Source organism: uncultured Sulfitobacter sp., assembly GCF_964021855.1.
Classification (GTDB): domain Bacteria; phylum Pseudomonadota; class Alphaproteobacteria; order Rhodobacterales; family Rhodobacteraceae; genus Sulfitobacter.
On record NZ_CAXHZD010000001.1, the window covers coordinates 957,229 to 973,980 of the forward strand.

Annotated in this window: 13 protein-coding genes; 7 read left to right on the top strand and 6 right to left on the bottom strand. The window is 58.0% G+C overall.

Going from position 1 to position 16,752, the window contains the following annotated elements:
• Window positions 1-73 precede the first annotated feature (73 nt).
• The 4 genes from AADJ11_RS04670 to AADJ11_RS04685 are packed head-to-tail and all read left to right on the top strand — an operon-like array spanning window position 74 to window position 4,216.
• Window positions 74-1,078, top strand: a complete 1,005-nt coding sequence (locus tag AADJ11_RS04670) for an ABC transporter permease (protein ID WP_341233373.1) — start codon at window positions 74-76, stop codon at window positions 1,076-1,078.
• 5 nt (window positions 1,079-1,083) lie between these two features.
• A complete protein-coding gene (locus AADJ11_RS04675) occupies window positions 1,084-2,226 on the top strand; it encodes an ABC transporter permease (RefSeq protein ID WP_341233374.1) in 1,143 nt (380 codons plus the stop codon).
• Window positions 2,223-3,224, top strand: coding sequence for an ABC transporter ATP-binding protein (locus AADJ11_RS04680; protein WP_341233375.1), 1,002 nt, complete (start codon window positions 2,223-2,225; stop codon window positions 3,222-3,224). Before AADJ11_RS04675 ends, AADJ11_RS04680 begins: the two co-directional genes overlap by 4 nt.
• Window positions 3,221-4,216 carry an oligopeptide/dipeptide ABC transporter ATP-binding protein gene (locus AADJ11_RS04685; protein WP_341233376.1) on the top strand — a complete coding sequence of 332 codons (996 nt, stop codon included), beginning with the start codon at window positions 3,221-3,223 and terminating at the stop codon, window positions 4,214-4,216. Before AADJ11_RS04680 ends, AADJ11_RS04685 begins: the two co-directional genes overlap by 4 nt.
• A gap of 61 nt (window positions 4,217-4,277) precedes the next feature.
• Here the strand turns inward: AADJ11_RS04685 and AADJ11_RS04690 are convergent, their stop codons facing one another.
• The 3 genes from AADJ11_RS04690 to hrpB form a co-directional block, all read right to left on the bottom strand.
• Window positions 4,278-5,117, bottom strand: a complete 840-nt coding sequence (locus AADJ11_RS04690) for an NAD(P)-dependent oxidoreductase (RefSeq protein WP_341233377.1) — start codon at window positions 5,115-5,117, stop codon at window positions 4,278-4,280.
• Between the two features lie 20 nt (window positions 5,118-5,137).
• Window positions 5,138-6,337: an FAD-binding oxidoreductase gene (locus AADJ11_RS04695; protein ID WP_341233378.1), complete on the bottom strand. Its 1,200-nt coding sequence runs from the start codon at window positions 6,335-6,337 to the stop codon at window positions 5,138-5,140.
• A gap of 565 nt (window positions 6,338-6,902) precedes the next feature.
• Window positions 6,903-9,317 carry an ATP-dependent helicase HrpB gene (hrpB, locus tag AADJ11_RS04700; RefSeq protein WP_341233379.1) on the bottom strand — a complete coding sequence of 805 codons (2,415 nt, stop codon included), beginning with the start codon at window positions 9,315-9,317 and terminating at the stop codon, window positions 6,903-6,905.
• A gap of 106 nt (window positions 9,318-9,423) precedes the next feature.
• On the opposite strand from hrpB, the gene meaB reads away from it, so the two are divergent.
• Window positions 9,424-10,395: a methylmalonyl Co-A mutase-associated GTPase MeaB gene (meaB, locus tag AADJ11_RS04705; RefSeq protein WP_341233380.1), complete on the top strand. Its 972-nt coding sequence runs from the start codon at window positions 9,424-9,426 to the stop codon at window positions 10,393-10,395.
• A gap of 75 nt (window positions 10,396-10,470) precedes the next feature.
• On the opposite strand, the gene AADJ11_RS04710 is transcribed toward meaB, so the two are convergent.
• The 3 genes from AADJ11_RS04710 to fsa all read right to left on the bottom strand — a co-directional run bounded on the left by AADJ11_RS04710 (window position 10,471) and on the right by fsa (window position 13,027).
• Complete coding sequence (locus AADJ11_RS04710) at window positions 10,471-11,415, bottom strand: tyrosine recombinase XerC (protein WP_341233381.1); 945 nt, start codon at window positions 11,413-11,415, stop codon at window positions 10,471-10,473.
• Entirely contained in the window at window positions 11,412-12,119 is a 708-nt protein-coding gene (locus tag AADJ11_RS04715) for a DUF484 family protein (RefSeq protein WP_341233382.1), read from the bottom strand. Before AADJ11_RS04715 ends, AADJ11_RS04710 begins: the two co-directional genes overlap by 4 nt.
• 254 nt (window positions 12,120-12,373) lie before the next feature.
• Window positions 12,374-13,027: a fructose-6-phosphate aldolase gene (fsa, locus tag AADJ11_RS04720; RefSeq protein ID WP_341233383.1), complete on the bottom strand. Its 654-nt coding sequence runs from the start codon at window positions 13,025-13,027 to the stop codon at window positions 12,374-12,376.
• A gap of 118 nt (window positions 13,028-13,145) precedes the next feature.
• On the opposite strand from fsa, the gene AADJ11_RS04725 reads away from it, so the two are divergent.
• Both AADJ11_RS04725 and AADJ11_RS04730 read left to right on the top strand, forming a co-directional pair.
• Window positions 13,146-15,341 carry a primosomal protein N' gene (locus tag AADJ11_RS04725; RefSeq protein WP_341233384.1) on the top strand — a complete coding sequence of 732 codons (2,196 nt, stop codon included), beginning with the start codon at window positions 13,146-13,148 and terminating at the stop codon, window positions 15,339-15,341.
• Between the two features lie 145 nt (window positions 15,342-15,486).
• Window positions 15,487-16,719 (top strand): MFS transporter, encoded by a 1,233-nt coding sequence (locus tag AADJ11_RS04730; protein ID WP_341233385.1) that lies wholly within the window; start codon window positions 15,487-15,489, stop codon window positions 16,717-16,719.
• Window positions 16,720-16,752 lie beyond the last annotated feature (33 nt).

A 16,752-nucleotide genomic window follows, 5' to 3' on the forward strand; every position in this document is an offset into this window, starting at 1 on the left:
AGCTAGACTGGCCCGCAGCCATTAAAACATCGAACCCAAATGGGTCGCGATCTGCTACGGGGCAAATACACTCATGGTGCAATTCTTAAGGTTTGCGTTCATACGCTTGGTGCTTGCGTTTTTTACGCTATGCCTCGTTTCATTTATTGTTTTCTCTTTGATGGAGATGGTCCCCGGTGACTGTGCCGAACGGTATCTGGCGTTCAAAAACAGTCAGGGCGCGCAAATCTCGATCGCTGATATCGAGGCAGAGCGGGTGCGCCTTGGCCTTGACCGACCCTTTCTGGAACGCTGGGGCAGTTGGATATTCAACGCCTTCCAAGGCGAATTTGGCGACAGCTGCATCTTGCGCCTCAACATCAATCAACTCTTGGGCCAGAAAGTCTGGTTGAGCATCGGCATCTGCCTTTGCTCCCTTCTCTTGGCTTATATCATTGCCATTCCTGTTGGCATCATCGCCGCGACATCGCGCAACCCGTTTTTGAACAACGGCCTGCGTTTGGTCAGCTATCTGGGTCTGGCATTGCCGAACTTCCTGCTGGCGCTGATGATCATGCTTTTTTCAACAGTGATGTTCGGCGACAGTTTAACAGGGCTCTTCTCGCCCGAGTATCGAGACGCCCCATGGGACGCGGGCAAGATCAAAGATTTCTTGGGCCACGTATGGTTGCCGGTCTTTATTCTGGGCTGGTCCGCCACTGCATTCGCGATCCAGACGGTGCGGGCGCTTATGTCGGATGAAATCAGCAAGCTTTACGTCACTGCCGCTGCAGCGCGGGGGGTGTCGGGCCGCCGTTTGCTGCTGCGCTATCCCGCCCGCCATGCGCTTAGCCCGATCATCAACTCGCTCGGGTTCGACCTGAACCGCATTTTCAACGAACTGCCCATCGTGGCCTTGATCCTAACCCTGACCGAGGCGGGGTCGCTGCTGATCGAGGCATTGGCGCGGTCAAATGACCAACAGCTTGCCGGCGCGATTATCTTTTTCCTGACGGGGAGCATCGTGGCCATTAACTTCATCACGGATATCGTATTGGCCTTGGTCGATCCGCGCATCCGTCGCAGCATATTGGGGTGATAAAAATGACAGATACCAATAGCTATGACGCCGCCGTCGATCAAACCGCCAAAGATGCCTATTTCACCGCGTCCCAAGGGCAGCTGATCTGGACCCGCTTCAAGAAGCAAAAAGCGGCGATGATCGCGGCTTGGGTCTTGGTCGTGTTGATCCTGTCAGGGATATTTGCGCCGTTTCTCACGCCTTACGATCCAACCATTGCGGGTCGCGACAAAGACTATCTGAACGGCGCACCGACGATGCCGCATTTTTGTGACGACAACGGGTGTTCGTTTCGGCCGTTCATCTATGGGCTTGAACGCGAAAGGTCGATCAAAACCAATTTCAGATGGGTCACGACGGTCAACAAAGACAAAAGGCACTATGTGCAGTTCTTCGTCGAAGGGTCCGAATATTCGTTGTTTTTCATGACCTTCGATACGCATCTATTTGGCGTGGACGAGGGGTATATCCATCTGTTCGGCACCGATTCCACAGGTAAGGACATCTTCTCGCGGACGTTCCATGCCATCAACACATCGCTTGCAGTGGGGACCATCGGGGTCATGATCGCTTTTGTCCTTGCCCTCGTGATCGGGGGCGTGTCGGGCTTTTATGGGGGCTGGGCGGATTCAATTATCCAGATGGTGACGGACGCGGTGCGCACCATTCCGGCCATCCCGCTGTTCATGGCGCTGGCGGCGTTTATTCCCGACACGTGGAGCGCGGAAGAAAGGTTTTTCTTCATCTCGATCATCTTGGGCTTTATCGGATGGCCCACGCTGGCGCGCCGCGTGCGGACGCATATTTTGACCGAACGAAATCAGGAATATGTGTTGGCGGCACGGCTCTGCGGGGCGTCCAGCGGGCATGTCATTCGCAAGCATCTGCTGCCAAGCTTCACCAGCTATATCATCGTCGATCTGGTTATTTCGTTCCCGTATATGGTGCTGTCTGAAACCGCGCTCAGCTTTATCGGGCTGGGGCTCAAGGACCCTGTCAATTCGCTTGGGGTCATGTTGCAGAACGTCACCAGCGCCGACGTGTTGCTGAACTACCAGTGGTATTTCATTCCGGTGATCTTTTTTATCGTCCTTGTGATGGCGTTTGTATTTGTGGGGGACGGGCTGCGCGACGCTGCTGATCCTTATGGGGATACCAAGAAATGAGCAGACTAATCGATGTTGAAAACCTGACCTTGCAATTTGACACGGACGAGGGGCGCATCACCGCCGTCGATAACGTGTCCTTCAGCCTTGAGGCAGGCGAGGTTATGGGGCTGGTTGGCGAAAGCGGGTCGGGTAAATCCGTGACCGCCAAATCGCTGATGAAGCTGAACCCTGGCAACGCAGTGTATGGCCCCGACAGCAAGATCACCTTGCATCTCGAAGACGGGCCGGTGGATGTACTATCCCTGAAAACCGACCGCGAAATGAAGATCGTGCGCGGTGGGTCGATCTCGTTGATCTTTCAGGAACCGATGGCCAGCTTTGCGCCTGCGATTTCAATCGGGGATCAGATGGTGGAACAGTTGCTGATCCACACGAATTTCTCCAAACCGCAGGCCAAGGAAGTGTCGATTGAGATGCTGGACCGTGTCGGTATTTCCGATCCCTCCACCCGCTTTGGCCAATACGCGTTTGAACTGTCAGGCGGTATGCGTCAGCGGGCGATGATCGCGATGGCCCTGTCGACCAAACCCAAGCTGCTGATCGCAGATGAACCTACAACGGCGCTGGACGTTACCATTCAGGCGCAGGTCATCGATCTGATGAAGGATCTCGTGTCTGAATTCGGGATGGGCATCATCTTTATCACCCATGATCTGGGTGTGATCGCGCAGACGGCGGACAAGGTCGCCGTGATGTATCTGGGCCGCTTGGTTGAACAGGGCACGGTGCGCGACGTGATCCGCAAACCTGCGCATCCTTATACCCGCGGGCTGCTGGCTGCCTTGCCAACGCTTGATGACATCGACGCGCCCCTAACGCCGATCCCCGGTGATATTCCGTCGCCGCTGGAACGCCCGTCGGGCTGTGTTTACAACACCCGCTGCCAAGAGGTGATTGGCCCGCGCTGCGCCGCCGAAGTGCCCGCATTTCATAACGTTGACGCGGATCACTTTGCCGCCTGCCATCTCTACGATGCGAAGGAGGGCGCGGCATGACTGATAAACCCCTGATCGCCGCCAAAGGCCTGTCCGTCCACTATGCCCTGCGCGGCAATATCATCGGCCCCAAACCCTATGTCGGCGCTGTTGAAAACGTCGATATCGAAATCGCACCGGGGAGCTTTTTTGGGCTGGTGGGTGAATCCGGTTCAGGCAAAACAACGCTGGGCCGTGCCATGCTGCGCGCCGCGCCGATCAGCCGGGGCGACGTGGTTTTCGACGATGGCGAGGTGTCGTATTCGCTGAAAAAGCTCGGCAAGAAAGAGCTTAAGGATTACCGCAAACGCGCGCAGTTGATCTTTCAAGATCCCTATGCTGCGCTTAGCCCGCGTATGACGGTGCGCGATATTATCGCTGAACCGCTCGAGGTGATGGGCCTGACCAAAAGCCGCGCGGAAACCGATGAACGCGTCCGCGAAATCGCCGCCAAATGCCGGTTGAATGTCGAACACCTACGCCGGTTTCCCCATGCGTTTTCTGGTGGGCAACGGCAGCGTATTTCCATTGCACGCGCTTTGGTCTCTGGCCCCAAGTTTATCGTGGCCGATGAAAGCGTCGCAGCGTTGGATGTGTCTATTCAAGCCGATGTTTTGAACCTGCTCAAGGCGATCCAGCAGGAAATGGGGCTGACGTTTTTGTTCATCAGCCACGACCTAAGTGTTGTTGCCCATGTCTGTGATCATGTGGCCGTCATGTATCTGGGGCGCATCGTTGAAACCGCCCCAACACGCACTCTGTTTTCGGGGCCGCGCCACCCCTATACCAAGGCGCTGCTGTCTGCGATCCCGTCGCTTGATCCTGATGATCGGGGCAAGGCGCAAAAGCTTGAGGGGGAAATCCCGTCGCCCACCAATCCGCCCCCGGGATGCAAGTTTCAAACCCGCTGCCCCGTCGCGATTGACCGTTGCCGGGTGGAGGAACCGAAGCTGGAAAGCGCAGGGGTTGAACACAAGGTCGCTTGCCATCGCTGGCAGGAACTAGTGGACTAACCGTTCGCGCAAGAAGTGACCGGTGGATCGGGGAACGCCCCGAACCACCGGCTGACCCGCTTCAGGTCTTCTTTTTATCGTCAACGATGTTCATCGAGGCCACGGCGCTTTGCCCCAGCTCAATGGATGCGAACGGCCCGCCGTGACACATCTCGCCGGGGTCTGTCAGATCAGCCGGTGGCGCGTTGGCCAGAATGTCGTCCGCAAACTGCTCTGCGTTGTCCTTGGGACGGTAGCCCAAAAACGAGGCCTTTGCGTTATCGACCGGCGCGCGGTCGTTGTTTGAGACACCATAGACAACGCTAAACCCAACCGACGGCGTGTCGATTGCGCGGGTCACAAGCTGGATCAAATCATCATATGACAGCCACGACCCCAAGGCGCGCGGATTGTTGACCTGTGCACAGCTGAGGATACGCAGGCAGGCAGCTTCTAGGCCGCGCTTGTCCCAATACATGCTGGCAAGGTCTTCGCTGAAACATTTGGCCAAACCGTAAAAGGTATCTGGCTTATGTGGCGCGTCGATACCGATGAAATCCGCCTTTTTATGCATGCCCACCGCGTGGATCGACGACGCATAAACAACCCGTTTCAATCCGTGCTGATAGGCGGCCTCCCAAATGTTGTAGGAGCCGACGAAATTCGGGCCAAGCAATTCTTCGAACGGTTTTTCATCTACGATTGCGCCAAAATGGACGACCATATCAGCGCCCTCAAGCAGCGGCGCGATTTGATCGTAAACAGCAATGTCGGCTTGGGCGAAACGTTCATTGGGGTACAGCGTGCCGATGTCATCCGCGATGTCGGTGCTGATCAATTCTTCGCACATCTTCGACAGTGGTTCACGCAGATAGGACCCCAGACGCCCCGCCGCACCGGTCAAAACCAATTTCTTCAACATCTGTCGTATCCTTCTTTAAGTTAAATAATAGCCTGTTCGACCATCGAGCGTTTGCTCTCTATCCGCTGATAATCAAAGGGGGTCAAATCGAGGCTGCGGTATTCATCATAGGCAATAAGTTCGGCAACCCCGCGCCCGATTGCAGGGGCTTGTTGCAGGCCGTGACCTGAAAAGCCATTCATGAACATGAAATTCCGGACATCACTATGACGTCCCAAAATCGCGTTTTGATCAAGCGTGTTATAGGCGTAGTGTCCGACCCATTCATTGATGACCTTGATCCGTTCAAACTGGGGAATGCGGGTGGCAATCGCTGGCCAAACCTTGTTTTCCCAAAGGCTGTGATCAAAGGTGAAATCGTCAAACGCCACCGCGGGGTCTTCGTCTGGCGGGCATCCGGCCATGTAGTATTTGCCGTCGCTGCGCAGATGGACACCCGAAGGGTCAACCGTCAGCGGCAGGTCGCGGTCTAATGGTTCGGCGGCGTCAAAGATGAAAGTATAGCGTTTGCGCGGCTCGACCGGCAGGGAAATACCGGCCATCTGGGCAGTGGCAATCGCACGTGGGCCTGACGCATTCACGACCGTGCCGCATGCCACTTGGTTGCCGGATTTCAGCACCACAGCGTCAATCGTTTTACCGTCCTGCGATTTCGTCATGGCGACCACTTCGTCATTGATGAATTCAACACCAGCACGCTTGGCCTTGCGCTTGAACCAGTCAAACATGGTGCCGCCGTCGAAATACCCTTCGTCGACCAGATTGTGGTTGCCGGCCAGAATGTCATCTAGCTGATAGAACGGATAAGCAGCGGCGATTTCATCCCGGCTTAGATGCCGCGTGCCCGCGCCAAGGGACGCCTGAATTTTCTGGTTGCGCGAAAGCGTTTGCGCAAGCTCGGGCGTGTCGGCAAGATACATATAGCCAAAGCTTTGCAGGGCGAGGTGCGGCACCTCTGGGTCGTCGCCCATAAACTTGCGAAAGTTTTTGATGAATTGCACCCCGAACTGGGACACCTGAATGTTGATCGTCGAACTGAACTGCTGCCGGATGCAGCTGTTTGTGTGACTGGTCGACGCGAATTCATAGGTCGGGTCACGCTCAATCACCAAAACAGTCCCGTCAAACCCCGGCGTCTGGGTCAGCCACCAGGCTAGGGACGATCCAAACATGGCACCGCCAACAATCACCACGTCATAGGACGCATGCAAACTGTTCATACATTTCGGCTTTCATCGGGCGCGGGGCGCGCCGTTTCACTTATTTCACTTACACGGGGTTCGCTTGAATAAATATGCACGCGATTTGGGCGGCAGACGCAATAGGGATTGCGTCAAGTTTTGCCGTTGCGCCGTCATATTTACTGACCTTGTAATGAACGCTGCTTGTTCTCTTGGCGGCTTCGCTTTCCGATCTTATGTCTCGGCCCTGCCGCCGTTGCGGGCCTAGCACCGTGCACGGCGTCGGGTTTGTCCCTGCAAAGAACATAAAACTATTCGTTTTTTGTTTTGCGATGGAAACCATTTGTCATCGAACCCGTGTGAATAAACAAACCGCAGCATATTGGTCGCCGCGCGCCTTGCCCGTGCCGGACACGTTGAATGGCGCGGGAATGTTGCCGACGGTAATGAGTTTGGCGGCGTCATGGAACGATTTGCCACGTTGATCAGTTGATAACCTGTAAGCGCTTAGCGCATGGTAACGAGTATCTGCCGGGCCACCCTGACGTTCAGGACGCTCGGCAGCCCTGTCCCCCCATTTACAGTTGATGACGGCATCTTACGGCTAGGTGCCACGCGGTTTTGCCCGCAGCGTGGGGTCGGCTTGGGTCGGGTCCTCGGGCCAAGGATGACGAGGATAGCGTGCGCGCATGTCCTTACGCACATCTGCATATGATCCTGCCCAGAAACCCGGCAAATCAGTGGTCACCTGAACGGGGCGCTGCGCAGGCGACAGCAATGTGATCTGCAGCGGCTGGCCGGCGATCATCGGGTGCTGCGTGACGCCAAGCACCTCTTGCAGGCGCAGCGATATTTGCGGCTGCGCCCCATCATAATCAATCGCAAGTTTACGGCCCAAGGGCGTGGTGAAATGCGCCGGTGCTGCCTTGTCTAATTGCTGCTGCTCGTCCCAAGACAGCCGAGACAAAAGCGCTGGGTGCAAATCGAAGGCTTTCCAATCGGCGGTGCTGCGGACGTTAATAAGATGCGGTAGCAGCCAATCGTCTAAGGTCTCCATCAGATGCGCGTCCGAGAAGTCGGGGAAATCGCTGCCCATCAACCGCGCGCGGGCAAGGAACAGTTTCGCGGCTTTGCCCGGCATTAGCCCCAATTGCCGAACACCGTCCAGCATCGCCAAGGCGATTTCGTCAGGGCTGGCGTCCGACCACGCACGATCATCCAAAACCAACGCGCCAAACCGTTCCTGTTGCCGTGTCAGAACCCGCCCTTCGCGGCGCGACCAAGTGCAAATATCATGCCAACCGATCTGTTCGGGGAATGTTGCGCGCAAATCAGCGTCGGATAGGCGCACGGCCTGACGAATACGTGCCTCGCGCGGATCGCCATCCAGATCGGTCGCAACCAACAACCGCTCGCTCGCCATTGGGTCGCCATCGGGCATCACCGCGCCTTTACCGCCTGACATCACAAAACGCGGGCTGTCGCCCTTGCGGCGCAAAGCGACGCGGTCTGGATAGGCCAGTGCGGCAAGCACACCCAATGTATCCGGCCCGTCGGTTTTCTGCCCCCGCGCAAGGCGCTTGGCCTCTTGCCGGATGCGCGCGAGGCTGGCGTGGTTGACCTCTCCCAACGTGCGTTTGCCTGCGACTGCATCCATGCGCAGCGACAAGTCAACGGGCGCGCCGCGCAGCGGGTCACGCTCTGCCAGAATGGCGGCAAGCGTCGGCGCGCTGCGCCCGCCTTTGGCCACCATATGGGCCAGTCTGGGATGCAACGGCAGCTTTGCCAGCGCGCGGCCGTGTTCTGTGATCCGCCCGTTTGCGTCCAATGCGCCGAGCATTTTCAAAACGCTTTGGGCTTCCGCCAGACGCCCCTCGTGCGGCGGCGTGACAAAACTCAGGTCAGTGGCCTGCGCGCCCCAAATGGCCAGCTCCAGCGCAAAGGACGACAGATCACCGACTTCGATCTCGGCAGGCGGGAAGGCGGCCAATGCCCCTTCCTCGCCCTTCGTCCAAAGCTTGTAAGCCGCCCCGTCGCTGACGCGGCCCGCGCGACCGGCCCTTTGGGTGGCCTCCGCCCGTGTTACGCGATCAGTGACCAGCCGCGACATGCCCGACGCAGGATCAAAGCGGGCGCGCCGCGCCTTGCCGCCATCAACGACGATCTGGATCCCCTCGATGGTCAGCGAGGTTTCGGCGATTGAGGTGGCAAGAACGATCTTTCGCCCTGTTTCAGCCGGTGCAATGGCAGCCCGCTGTGCCTTGAACTCCATCGCGCCGAATAGAGGGGCAATCGTACAATCGTTAGGGACACGGTCGTTCAAGGCCCCCTCGACCCGACGAATTTCGCCTTCGCCGGGCAGGAACACCAACGCCGAGCCCGGAGATGTGTTTAACGCGTGGATCACCAAATCAGCGACGGCCTGTTCGAACCTTTGTTTGCCAATCGGGCGATCCAGCCAATAGGGCACCACCGAAAAGCTGCGCCCCTGCGACGTGACGATGGGCGCGTCCATCAAATCAGCAACGGGGCCCGCGTCCAAGGTGGCTGACATAGCCACCAGCATCAGATCGTCCCGCAATGCGCTGGCCACCTCAAGACACAGCGCCAGCCCCAGATCGGCGTTCAATGACCGTTCGTGGAATTCGTCAAAGATCACCGCACCGACGCCGGGCAAATCGGGGTCCTGTTGCAACATGCGGGTCAGAATGCCCTCGGTCACGACCTCGATCCGGGTGTGCGCGCTGATGGCAGACGCCCCACGCACGCGAAAACCGACAGTCTGCCCGACATCCTGCCCCAAGGTCGCAGACATCCGTTCGGCAGCGGCCCGTGCGGCAAGGCGGCGGGGTTCCAGCATGATGATTTTGCCCGTGGTCAGGCCTGCGTCCAGCATCGCCAGCGGAACGCGCGTGGTTTTACCGGCCCCCGGTGGCGCCTGCAAAACGACACGACCAGACGCGCGCAGGGCGTCAATCACCTGCGGCATCACATCATCAATAGGAAGGTCATAGGCCATGACGCAGCTTATGGGACAAATGAGGTGCGCCGCCAACCCTTGCGTTGGTCTGGACATTTGTGCCGCATCGCTTGAAAGATGCAGGCCAAGGCATGGGGGGCAGCGCATGAATATCGATGAATTGGCCAAGGGGATCGTTGCAGGTGAACGCCGTGCATTGGCGCGGGGCATCACGCTGGTTGAATCATCTCGCGAGGATCACCGGGCACAGGCCACAGCCCTGTTGGCCGCGCTGCCCAAAGACCGCGAGGCCCTGCGGATTGGCCTGTCTGGCACACCGGGGGTCGGTAAATCGACCTTTATCGAAAGCTTTGGCATGATGCTGATCCAGCGCGGGTTGCGCGTGGCGGTGTTGGCGATTGATCCGTCCTCGTCGCGGTCGGGCGGGTCCATTTTGGGTGACAAGACCCGCATGGATTTACTATCGCGCGAAACGGCCGCGTTTATTCGCCCGTCGCCCAGTCAGACCCATTTGGGCGGGGTTGCCCGCCGCACCCGCGAGGCGGTCACCTTGTGCGAAGCTGCGGGCTTTGACGTCGTGTTGATCGAAACCGTGGGGGTAGGGCAGTCGGAAACCGTTGTGGCCGAAATGTCTGATATGTTTTTGTTGCTGTTGGCCCCGGCTGGCGGCGACGAATTGCAAGGGGTCAAGCGCGGCATCATGGAAATGGCTGACATTATTGTGGTGAACAAGGCTGACGGTGATTTGAAACCGGCAGCCTCGCGCACCTGTGCGGATTACGCTGGGGCGTTGCGGTTGCTGCGCAAACGGCCGCAAGACCCCGAGGGCTTTCCCAAGGCAATGATGGTGTCAGCACTTGAGGAAAACGGTTTATCTGAGGCTTGGGCCGAAATTCAGACTTTGACCGATTGGCGCAGGGCCGAAGGATTTTGGGAGCGGACCCGCGCGGCCCAAGCTCGGTACTGGTTCGAGCAATCGGTGAAACACGAGCTGTTGGCGCAGCTCGACGCGCCCAAGGCAAAAGCCGCGCTAAAGACTTTGGGTGACCGCGTTGCACAGGGGTTAGAAGACCCGACGAAGGCAGCGCAGGATTTTGTGAAGCAACTTGACCGCTAGGATCGCGGCGGAATTTTTGAAAAATTCCGGAACGATTTTTTTCAAAAAAATCGGCTATGGGCGCTGGTGTGAGGGTCAGCGAGCAGCTTTGGGATGGGCGCTGTTGTAGACTTCCATCAAGCGTGCCGTATCGACCGCCGTATAGGCTTGGGTGGTCGAGAGCGACGCGTGGCCCAACAGTTCTTGAATGGCCCGCAGGTCACCACCCGCGTCCAGCAGATGTGTCGCAAAGCTGTGGCGCATTGCGTGTGGCGTTGCCGTCGCGGGCAACCCCAATTGCATCCGTGCATCCATCATCACCTGCGAAATTGACCGCGCCGCCAAGGGGCCGCCGCGTACCGCTTTGAACAGCGGGGCATCGCGTTCTTGCGGAAACGGACAAACGCGCAGATAGGCATCAACTGCGTCTTTCGCAGCGGGCAGCACCGGAACCACGCGTTCCTTTCCACCCTTGCCGACAATGCGCAAAACATCGGCCAAAGGTGCATCCCCACCCTTGAGGCCTAGCGCCTCTGATATGCGCAGCCCGCAACCCCAGAGCAGGGTCAGAACCGCGACATCGCGCGCAGCGACCCAAGCATGGCGAGACTGCAACTCGACGCAGTCAATCATCGCCTTTGCGGCGTCTACGGCCAAGGGGCGCGGCAGCTTTTTCGAGAATTTCGGCGAGCGGGTTGATAGGACCGCCGTGGGTTCAAACCCTTCACGTTCGGCGAGCCACCGATAGAACGCTTTTACCGATGACAGTTTGCGCGCCAAAGATCTGGAGCCGACATCCGGCCCGCGTGTATTGGCCATCCAGCTGCGCATGTCGGATATGGTCAGCTTGGCCAGCGCGCCCAACCCCTGACTGTCGCCTTTATGCACGGTCATAAAGGCTAGAAAATCGATCACGTCGCCCTGATAGGCCGTGATCGTATTCTCGGCGGCCCCTTTTAGGGCGCGTTGATGATCGAGCCACGTTTGCAACGCATCCCGCGCGGCCGGGCTGATCAAAAGCGAATTTGCGCTCGCGCTCAAGACAACCAACGGCGCATGGCGCGCTCGAATACACCGGTGAAAAAGCCTAGCAAATCGGTGCCTTGTTGGGGGCCAAACATATGCGGGTCTTCTGACCCGAGGATCAACAAGCCGGGCAGGCGGCCATCGCCAAAGTCCAGTTTCAGGCAGGCTTCGGATCTGATCCATTCGGCCTTGTCGCCATAAACGCTTGCGGGGCTGTCCTGAACGCCGCGCAAAGTGACCTGCCGCACATTTCCGCCGCGCCCCGATGTCAGGTAATCGTCAATAAACCCGGGATCAGCCACGCTGAGCACGTCACCAAGACGCTTTACAGCAGGGTCGTTGTCGCTTTGGACGGATTCAAGAACCAGCTTAACAACATCCACCCGCATAATCTGCGCGACATCGCCGCCTAGGTCACGCAGGAATGTCTCAAACTCAACAGGGTCCAACATCCGCAAAATGGCACGATGAATTTGGTTGGTGCCGGCAAGGTTTTCATAGGCTGCGGCAATAACACTGCGGTGCGTGTCTTCTAACCGATCCAACCGGGTTTCCAAACGGTCCATGGCAATGCCGCGCAGATCGACGATATTGCCCCCCATCGCACGTTCATTGGCCGCGATCAGGGCCTGCATCACGTCATTATCGTCAAGGATGACATCCGGCTGCGAAATGATCGCTTCGCGAAGAGAATCTTCGATTTTGTGGTTACTGCTCATGCTCGTCTCATTTTTATTTTTATACGCAATAACACGAGCGCAGCCCGAAATCTGCAACTTTTTGATGGGACTGCGGCAGTTTTCTGCCAAAATTCGTGCTGTATGGGGGGCGTTAAGGGGCAGGCAGGTGGTTTAATGGGGACTGAACAGACCGGCTGTTCGGTGCGCGACCGTCGGCCTTCAGCTTCTTAATCTAACCCACGCGGCCCGGAAATGTTGCGTGCGCAGATTCAAGCCGCGCACGCAAAGATGTCTTACAGGATATTTTGACCGGTTTTTGCCCAGTCCGCCATGAACTGCTCAAGACCTTTATCCGTCAGCGGGTGCGAGGCCAGCTTTTTGATCACCTCTGGTGGGGCAGTCATCACGTCGGAACCGATGCGTGCGGCTTCCAGCACATGGTTAACCGTGCGAATCGACGCGGCCAGAATTTGGGTCTCGAACCCATAGTTGTCATAGATGACGCGAATGTCTTGGATCAGATCCATGCCATCGATGTTGATGTCGTCCAGACGGCCGATGAAAGGCGAAATGAACGTCGCGCCAGCTTTGGCGGCGATCAATGCTTGGTTGGCGGAGAAGCACAAAGTGACGTTGACCATTTTGCCTTCGCCCGACAGCACCTTACACGCCTTGAGGCCATCCCATGTCAGGGGCAGTTTGACGACGATGTTGTCAGCGATCTCGGCCAGCTTGCGGCCTTCGGCGATCATGTCGTCTGCTTTCAGGGCAACAACCTCGGCCGAGACGGGGCCCTCAACCAGATCGCAAATCTCTTTGGTGACTTCGAGAATGTTGCGGCCCGATTTCAGAATCAGCGATGGGTTGGTGGTGACGCCATCGACCATGCCCAGATCGTTCAGTTCCGCAATCGCGTCGATTTCAGCAGTATCTACAAAGAATTTCATATTACTTCCTTCCGGTTGGAATAGGGTTGTCGAATGGCTATGTCTGTTGGCAATGGCTTTAGCGCATGAGCGGCGCTGCTTAAACCCTAATTCCCGCAACCCAAGGCCGGAGCAGTTGGTGACATCGCAAGAGTTTTTTCACCAAGGTGACTTGGTCGCGGTTCTGACGACCCAACCCTTGGGTCGGGCACTGGATTACAAAGCACCTGAAGGCGGTTGCCATCTGGGCGCTTTCGTTGAGGTGCCGCTGGGCCCGCGCAAGGTGTTGGGCGTCGTCTGGGGCGCAGGGCAGGGCGATTACGAGCTGTCCAAAATCCGGTCCGTTATACGCGTGATGGACGCGGCCCCAATGCGCGAGGAGCTACGAACCTTCCTAAGCAAAGCGGCGGCTTATACCCTGACGCCCATGCCTGCCATGCTGCGGCTGGCCACCCGCGCGCCGGGGTTGGGTGATCCGCCCTCCATGCGCAAGATTTACAGGCGCGGGATGTCAGAGCCGGACCGCATGACCGACGCACGGCGTCGGGTGCTGGAAACCCTGGCGGAATATGGCGACCTGTCCTTTACCCTCAAAGAGCTGGCCGAGATGGCTGGGGTTACATCATCCGTGATTAAAGGGTTGGTGGCCCAAGACGCCGTCGTTGAACAAGACAGCCCGCGTGATCTGCCATTCTTGCGGATGGACCCAAGCCTGCCCAGCAAGGAGCTGACGAAAGACCAGGCAGATGCGTCGGCGCTGCTGGCCCAAGGGGTGCAGTCGGGCAAATATGGCACAACACTGCTGCGCGGTGTGACAGGGTCGGGTAAAACCGAAGTGTACCTTGAGGCCGTTGCCGCCGCGTTGAAAGCCGGACGCCAAGCGCTGGTGCTGCTGCCCGAAATCGCGTTGACCGAACAGTTCCTGCACCGGGTCGAGGCGCGTTTTGGCGCAAAGCCTGCGGAATGGCATTCGGGTGCCACCATGACCGAGCGTCGCCGGATCTGGCGCATGGTTGGCCAGGGGCAGGCGCAGGTGGTCATCGGTGCACGTTCCGCGCTGTTCCTGCCGTTCCAGAACTTGGGCCTGATCGTCGTGGATGAAGAGCACGACACCTCCTACAAACAAGAAGAAGGCGTGCTGTATAATGCCCGCGACATGGCAGTGTTGCGCGCGTCGATTTGCGGTGCGCAGGTGGTGCTGGCGTCGGCCACGCCAAGCTTGGAAAGCTGGGCCAATGCCGAGGCAGGGAAATACACGCGGGCTGAGCTAACCTCGCGGTTCGGGCCAGCGGTGATGCCGGAGATGGGCGCGATTGATATGCGCGGCGAAGGGTTGCCCAGTGACAAATGGGTATCGCCCACCTTGCGCGCAGAGGTCGATAAACGGCTGGAGCGCGGCGAGCAGGCGATGTTGTTCATCAACCGCCGCGGCTATGCGCCTGTGACCTTGTGCCGGGCCTGCGGCCACCAGATCGGTTGCGATCATTGCGACGCGCGCATGGTGGAGCACCGTTTCCTCAAACGGCTGGTCTGCCATCAATGCGGCGAAAGCAAACCGATGCCGGATGCCTGCCCGTCCTGCGAGGCAGAAGGGAAGCTGGCCGCAGTTGGTCCGGGGGTCGAACGCTTGGGGGAAGAGGCCGCTGCATTGTGGCCCGACGCGCGTGTCGCGACGCTAAGCTCGGACATGTACGGATCGGCGCGGGCGCTGAAGGCCGAAATTGCAGGCATCGCTGAAGGGGCCGCAGACATCATTATTGGCACGCAACTGGTGGCCAAGGGGCATAACTTTCCCAACCTGACATTGGTGGGGGTGATCGATGCTGACCTTGGGCTGATGGGGTCAGATCTGCGCGCGGCCGAGCGGACCTTTCAATTGATGCGGCAGGTTGCGGGGCGGGCAGGGCGTGCAGAGGCACCGGGCGCGGCGTTGTTGCAGACCTATCAGCCAGACCATCCGGTGATCCGCGCCATTCTTGCGGGCGAGGAGGAGATGTTCTGGAAGGCCGAAGCAGGTGAACGGCGTCAGGCCGGTGTCCCGCCCTATGGCCGTATGGCCGGTATCATCTTAAGCGGGCCGGATGTTGCGGCGATTTTCGACGCGGGCAATCAATTAGCGCGCCAGGACGGGCCGCTGCGAGCTGTGGGCGCGCAGGTTTACGGCCCCGCACCAGCACCGATTGCGCGGGTGCGCGGGCGGCACCGGGTGCGGTTGCTGGTCAAGGCGGATAAGTCCGTGCCCCTGCAAGAGGCGCTGGCCAAATGGGTCGGGCAGTTGCGGCTAAAGGGTGACATGCGGATCGCCGTCGATATTGATCCGCAAAGCTTTTACTGAGTCTTTATTGGTTTTGCCTGTTTGGCAAAACATGCCTTCGGCGAGGATTTGTTTCCATTTGGAATATAGACCCTTGTGCAGCTTTTGCGGTGGGTCGGTTTATTTGACCTCGTCAAGGTTAGGATTGGGGCGTAAAGGGTGAGGTATGACCCAATATGTGACCCTTGAGGATGCCAAGCATCAACCGTTTTGGCGCCGCCCTGTAGCGCTTTTGTTCCTGATGGCCTTGGCCATGCCGATCGCGTTTAACACGTGGTCGGCGCTGCTGAATAACTTTGTCATTGAGGTCGCGCATTTTGACGGCTCTGACATCGGTTTGCTGCATACGGTGCGCGAAATTCCGGGATTTTTGGCGGTTGGCGTCATCGCGATTATCATCTTTGTGCGCGAGCAGGTTTTGGGATTGGTGTCGCTGGTTTTGCTTGGGGTGGCTACGGCTGTTACAGCTTGGTTCCCGTCGATGGGCGGGATTTTGACGATCACCATGCTCAGCTCGATCGGGTTTCATTATTACGAGACAGTCAACCAGTCACTGCAGTTGCAATGGCTCAAGATCGAGGATGCGCCGCGCATGATCGGCTGGCTGATGGCCGCGGGTTCGGCTGCGACGCTTGTGGCTTATCTGGCGATTATGGCGCTGTGGAACACGCTGTCGCTGTCGTACAACATCGTTTACATGATCGGGGGCAGTGTCACTGTGGTGATCGCGCTGTTTGCGCTGTTTGCTTATCCGCAGTTCGAGGCTCCGCATCCGCAGATTAAAAAGATGGTGCTGCGCAAACGGTACTGGCTGTATTATGCGCTGCAATTCATGTCGGGCGCACGGCGGCAAATCTTTGTGGTTTTTGCGGGCTTTATGATGGTTGAACGCTTCGGCTTTGACGTTCATGAAATCACGATGTTGTATTTGATCAACCTGATCGCGAACATGCTATTTGCGCCGCTTTTGGGGCGGGCCGTCGGATATTTCGGCGAGCGCCGTACGCTGGCGATTGAGTATCTCGGGTTGATCATCGTGTTTTTGGCCTATGGCGGTGTGTATTATCTGGGCTGGGGCGTTGTCGTTGCGGCGACCCTATATGTGATCGATCACATGTTCTTTGCATTGGCGCTGGCGTTGAAAACATATTTCCAGAAGATTGCGGATCCGGGTGATATCGCGCCAACTGCTGCTGTGGCTTTCACCATCAATCACATTGCGGCTGTGTTCTTGCCCGTCGGTTTGGGGCTGCTGTGGCTGATATCGCCTGTGGCGGTATTTGTACTGGCTGCGGCGATGGCGGGTATATCCTTGGCACTGTCCTTGATGATCCCGCGCCACCCGATGCCGGGCCACGAGACGATTTTTGCGCGCCCGCTGCCCGTGGCCGCGCAATAGCCACCCTTGACCCGATTGGCGCGCCTGCGTAGG

Bases quoted from the DNA above. Each gene is read 5' to 3' on its own strand.
- AADJ11_RS04715 (WP_341233382.1), bottom strand. From the start codon at position 12,119: ATGAGCAGTAACCACAAAATCGAAGATTCTCTTCGCGAAGCGATCATT.
- hrpB (WP_341233379.1), bottom strand. From the start codon at position 9,317: ATGGCCTATGACCTTCCTATTGATGATGTGATGCCGCAGGTGATTGAC.
- AADJ11_RS04695 (WP_341233378.1), bottom strand. From the start codon at position 6,337: ATGAACAGTTTGCATGCGTCCTATGACGTGGTGATTGTTGGCGGTGCC.
- fsa (WP_341233383.1), bottom strand. From the start codon at position 13,027: ATGAAATTCTTTGTAGATACTGCTGAAATCGACGCGATTGCGGAACTG.
- AADJ11_RS04680 (WP_341233375.1), top strand. From the start codon at position 2,223: ATGAGCAGACTAATCGATGTTGAAAACCTGACCTTGCAATTTGACACG.
- AADJ11_RS04690 (WP_341233377.1), bottom strand. From the start codon at position 5,117: ATGTTGAAGAAATTGGTTTTGACCGGTGCGGCGGGGCGTCTGGGGTCC.
- AADJ11_RS04730 (WP_341233385.1), top strand. From the start codon at position 15,487: ATGACCCAATATGTGACCCTTGAGGATGCCAAGCATCAACCGTTTTGG.
- AADJ11_RS04670 (WP_341233373.1), top strand. From the start codon at position 74: ATGGTGCAATTCTTAAGGTTTGCGTTCATACGCTTGGTGCTTGCGTTT.
- AADJ11_RS04675 (WP_341233374.1), top strand. From the start codon at position 1,084: ATGACAGATACCAATAGCTATGACGCCGCCGTCGATCAAACCGCCAAA.
- AADJ11_RS04685 (WP_341233376.1), top strand. From the start codon at position 3,221: ATGACTGATAAACCCCTGATCGCCGCCAAAGGCCTGTCCGTCCACTAT.
- meaB (WP_341233380.1), top strand. From the start codon at position 9,424: ATGAATATCGATGAATTGGCCAAGGGGATCGTTGCAGGTGAACGCCGT.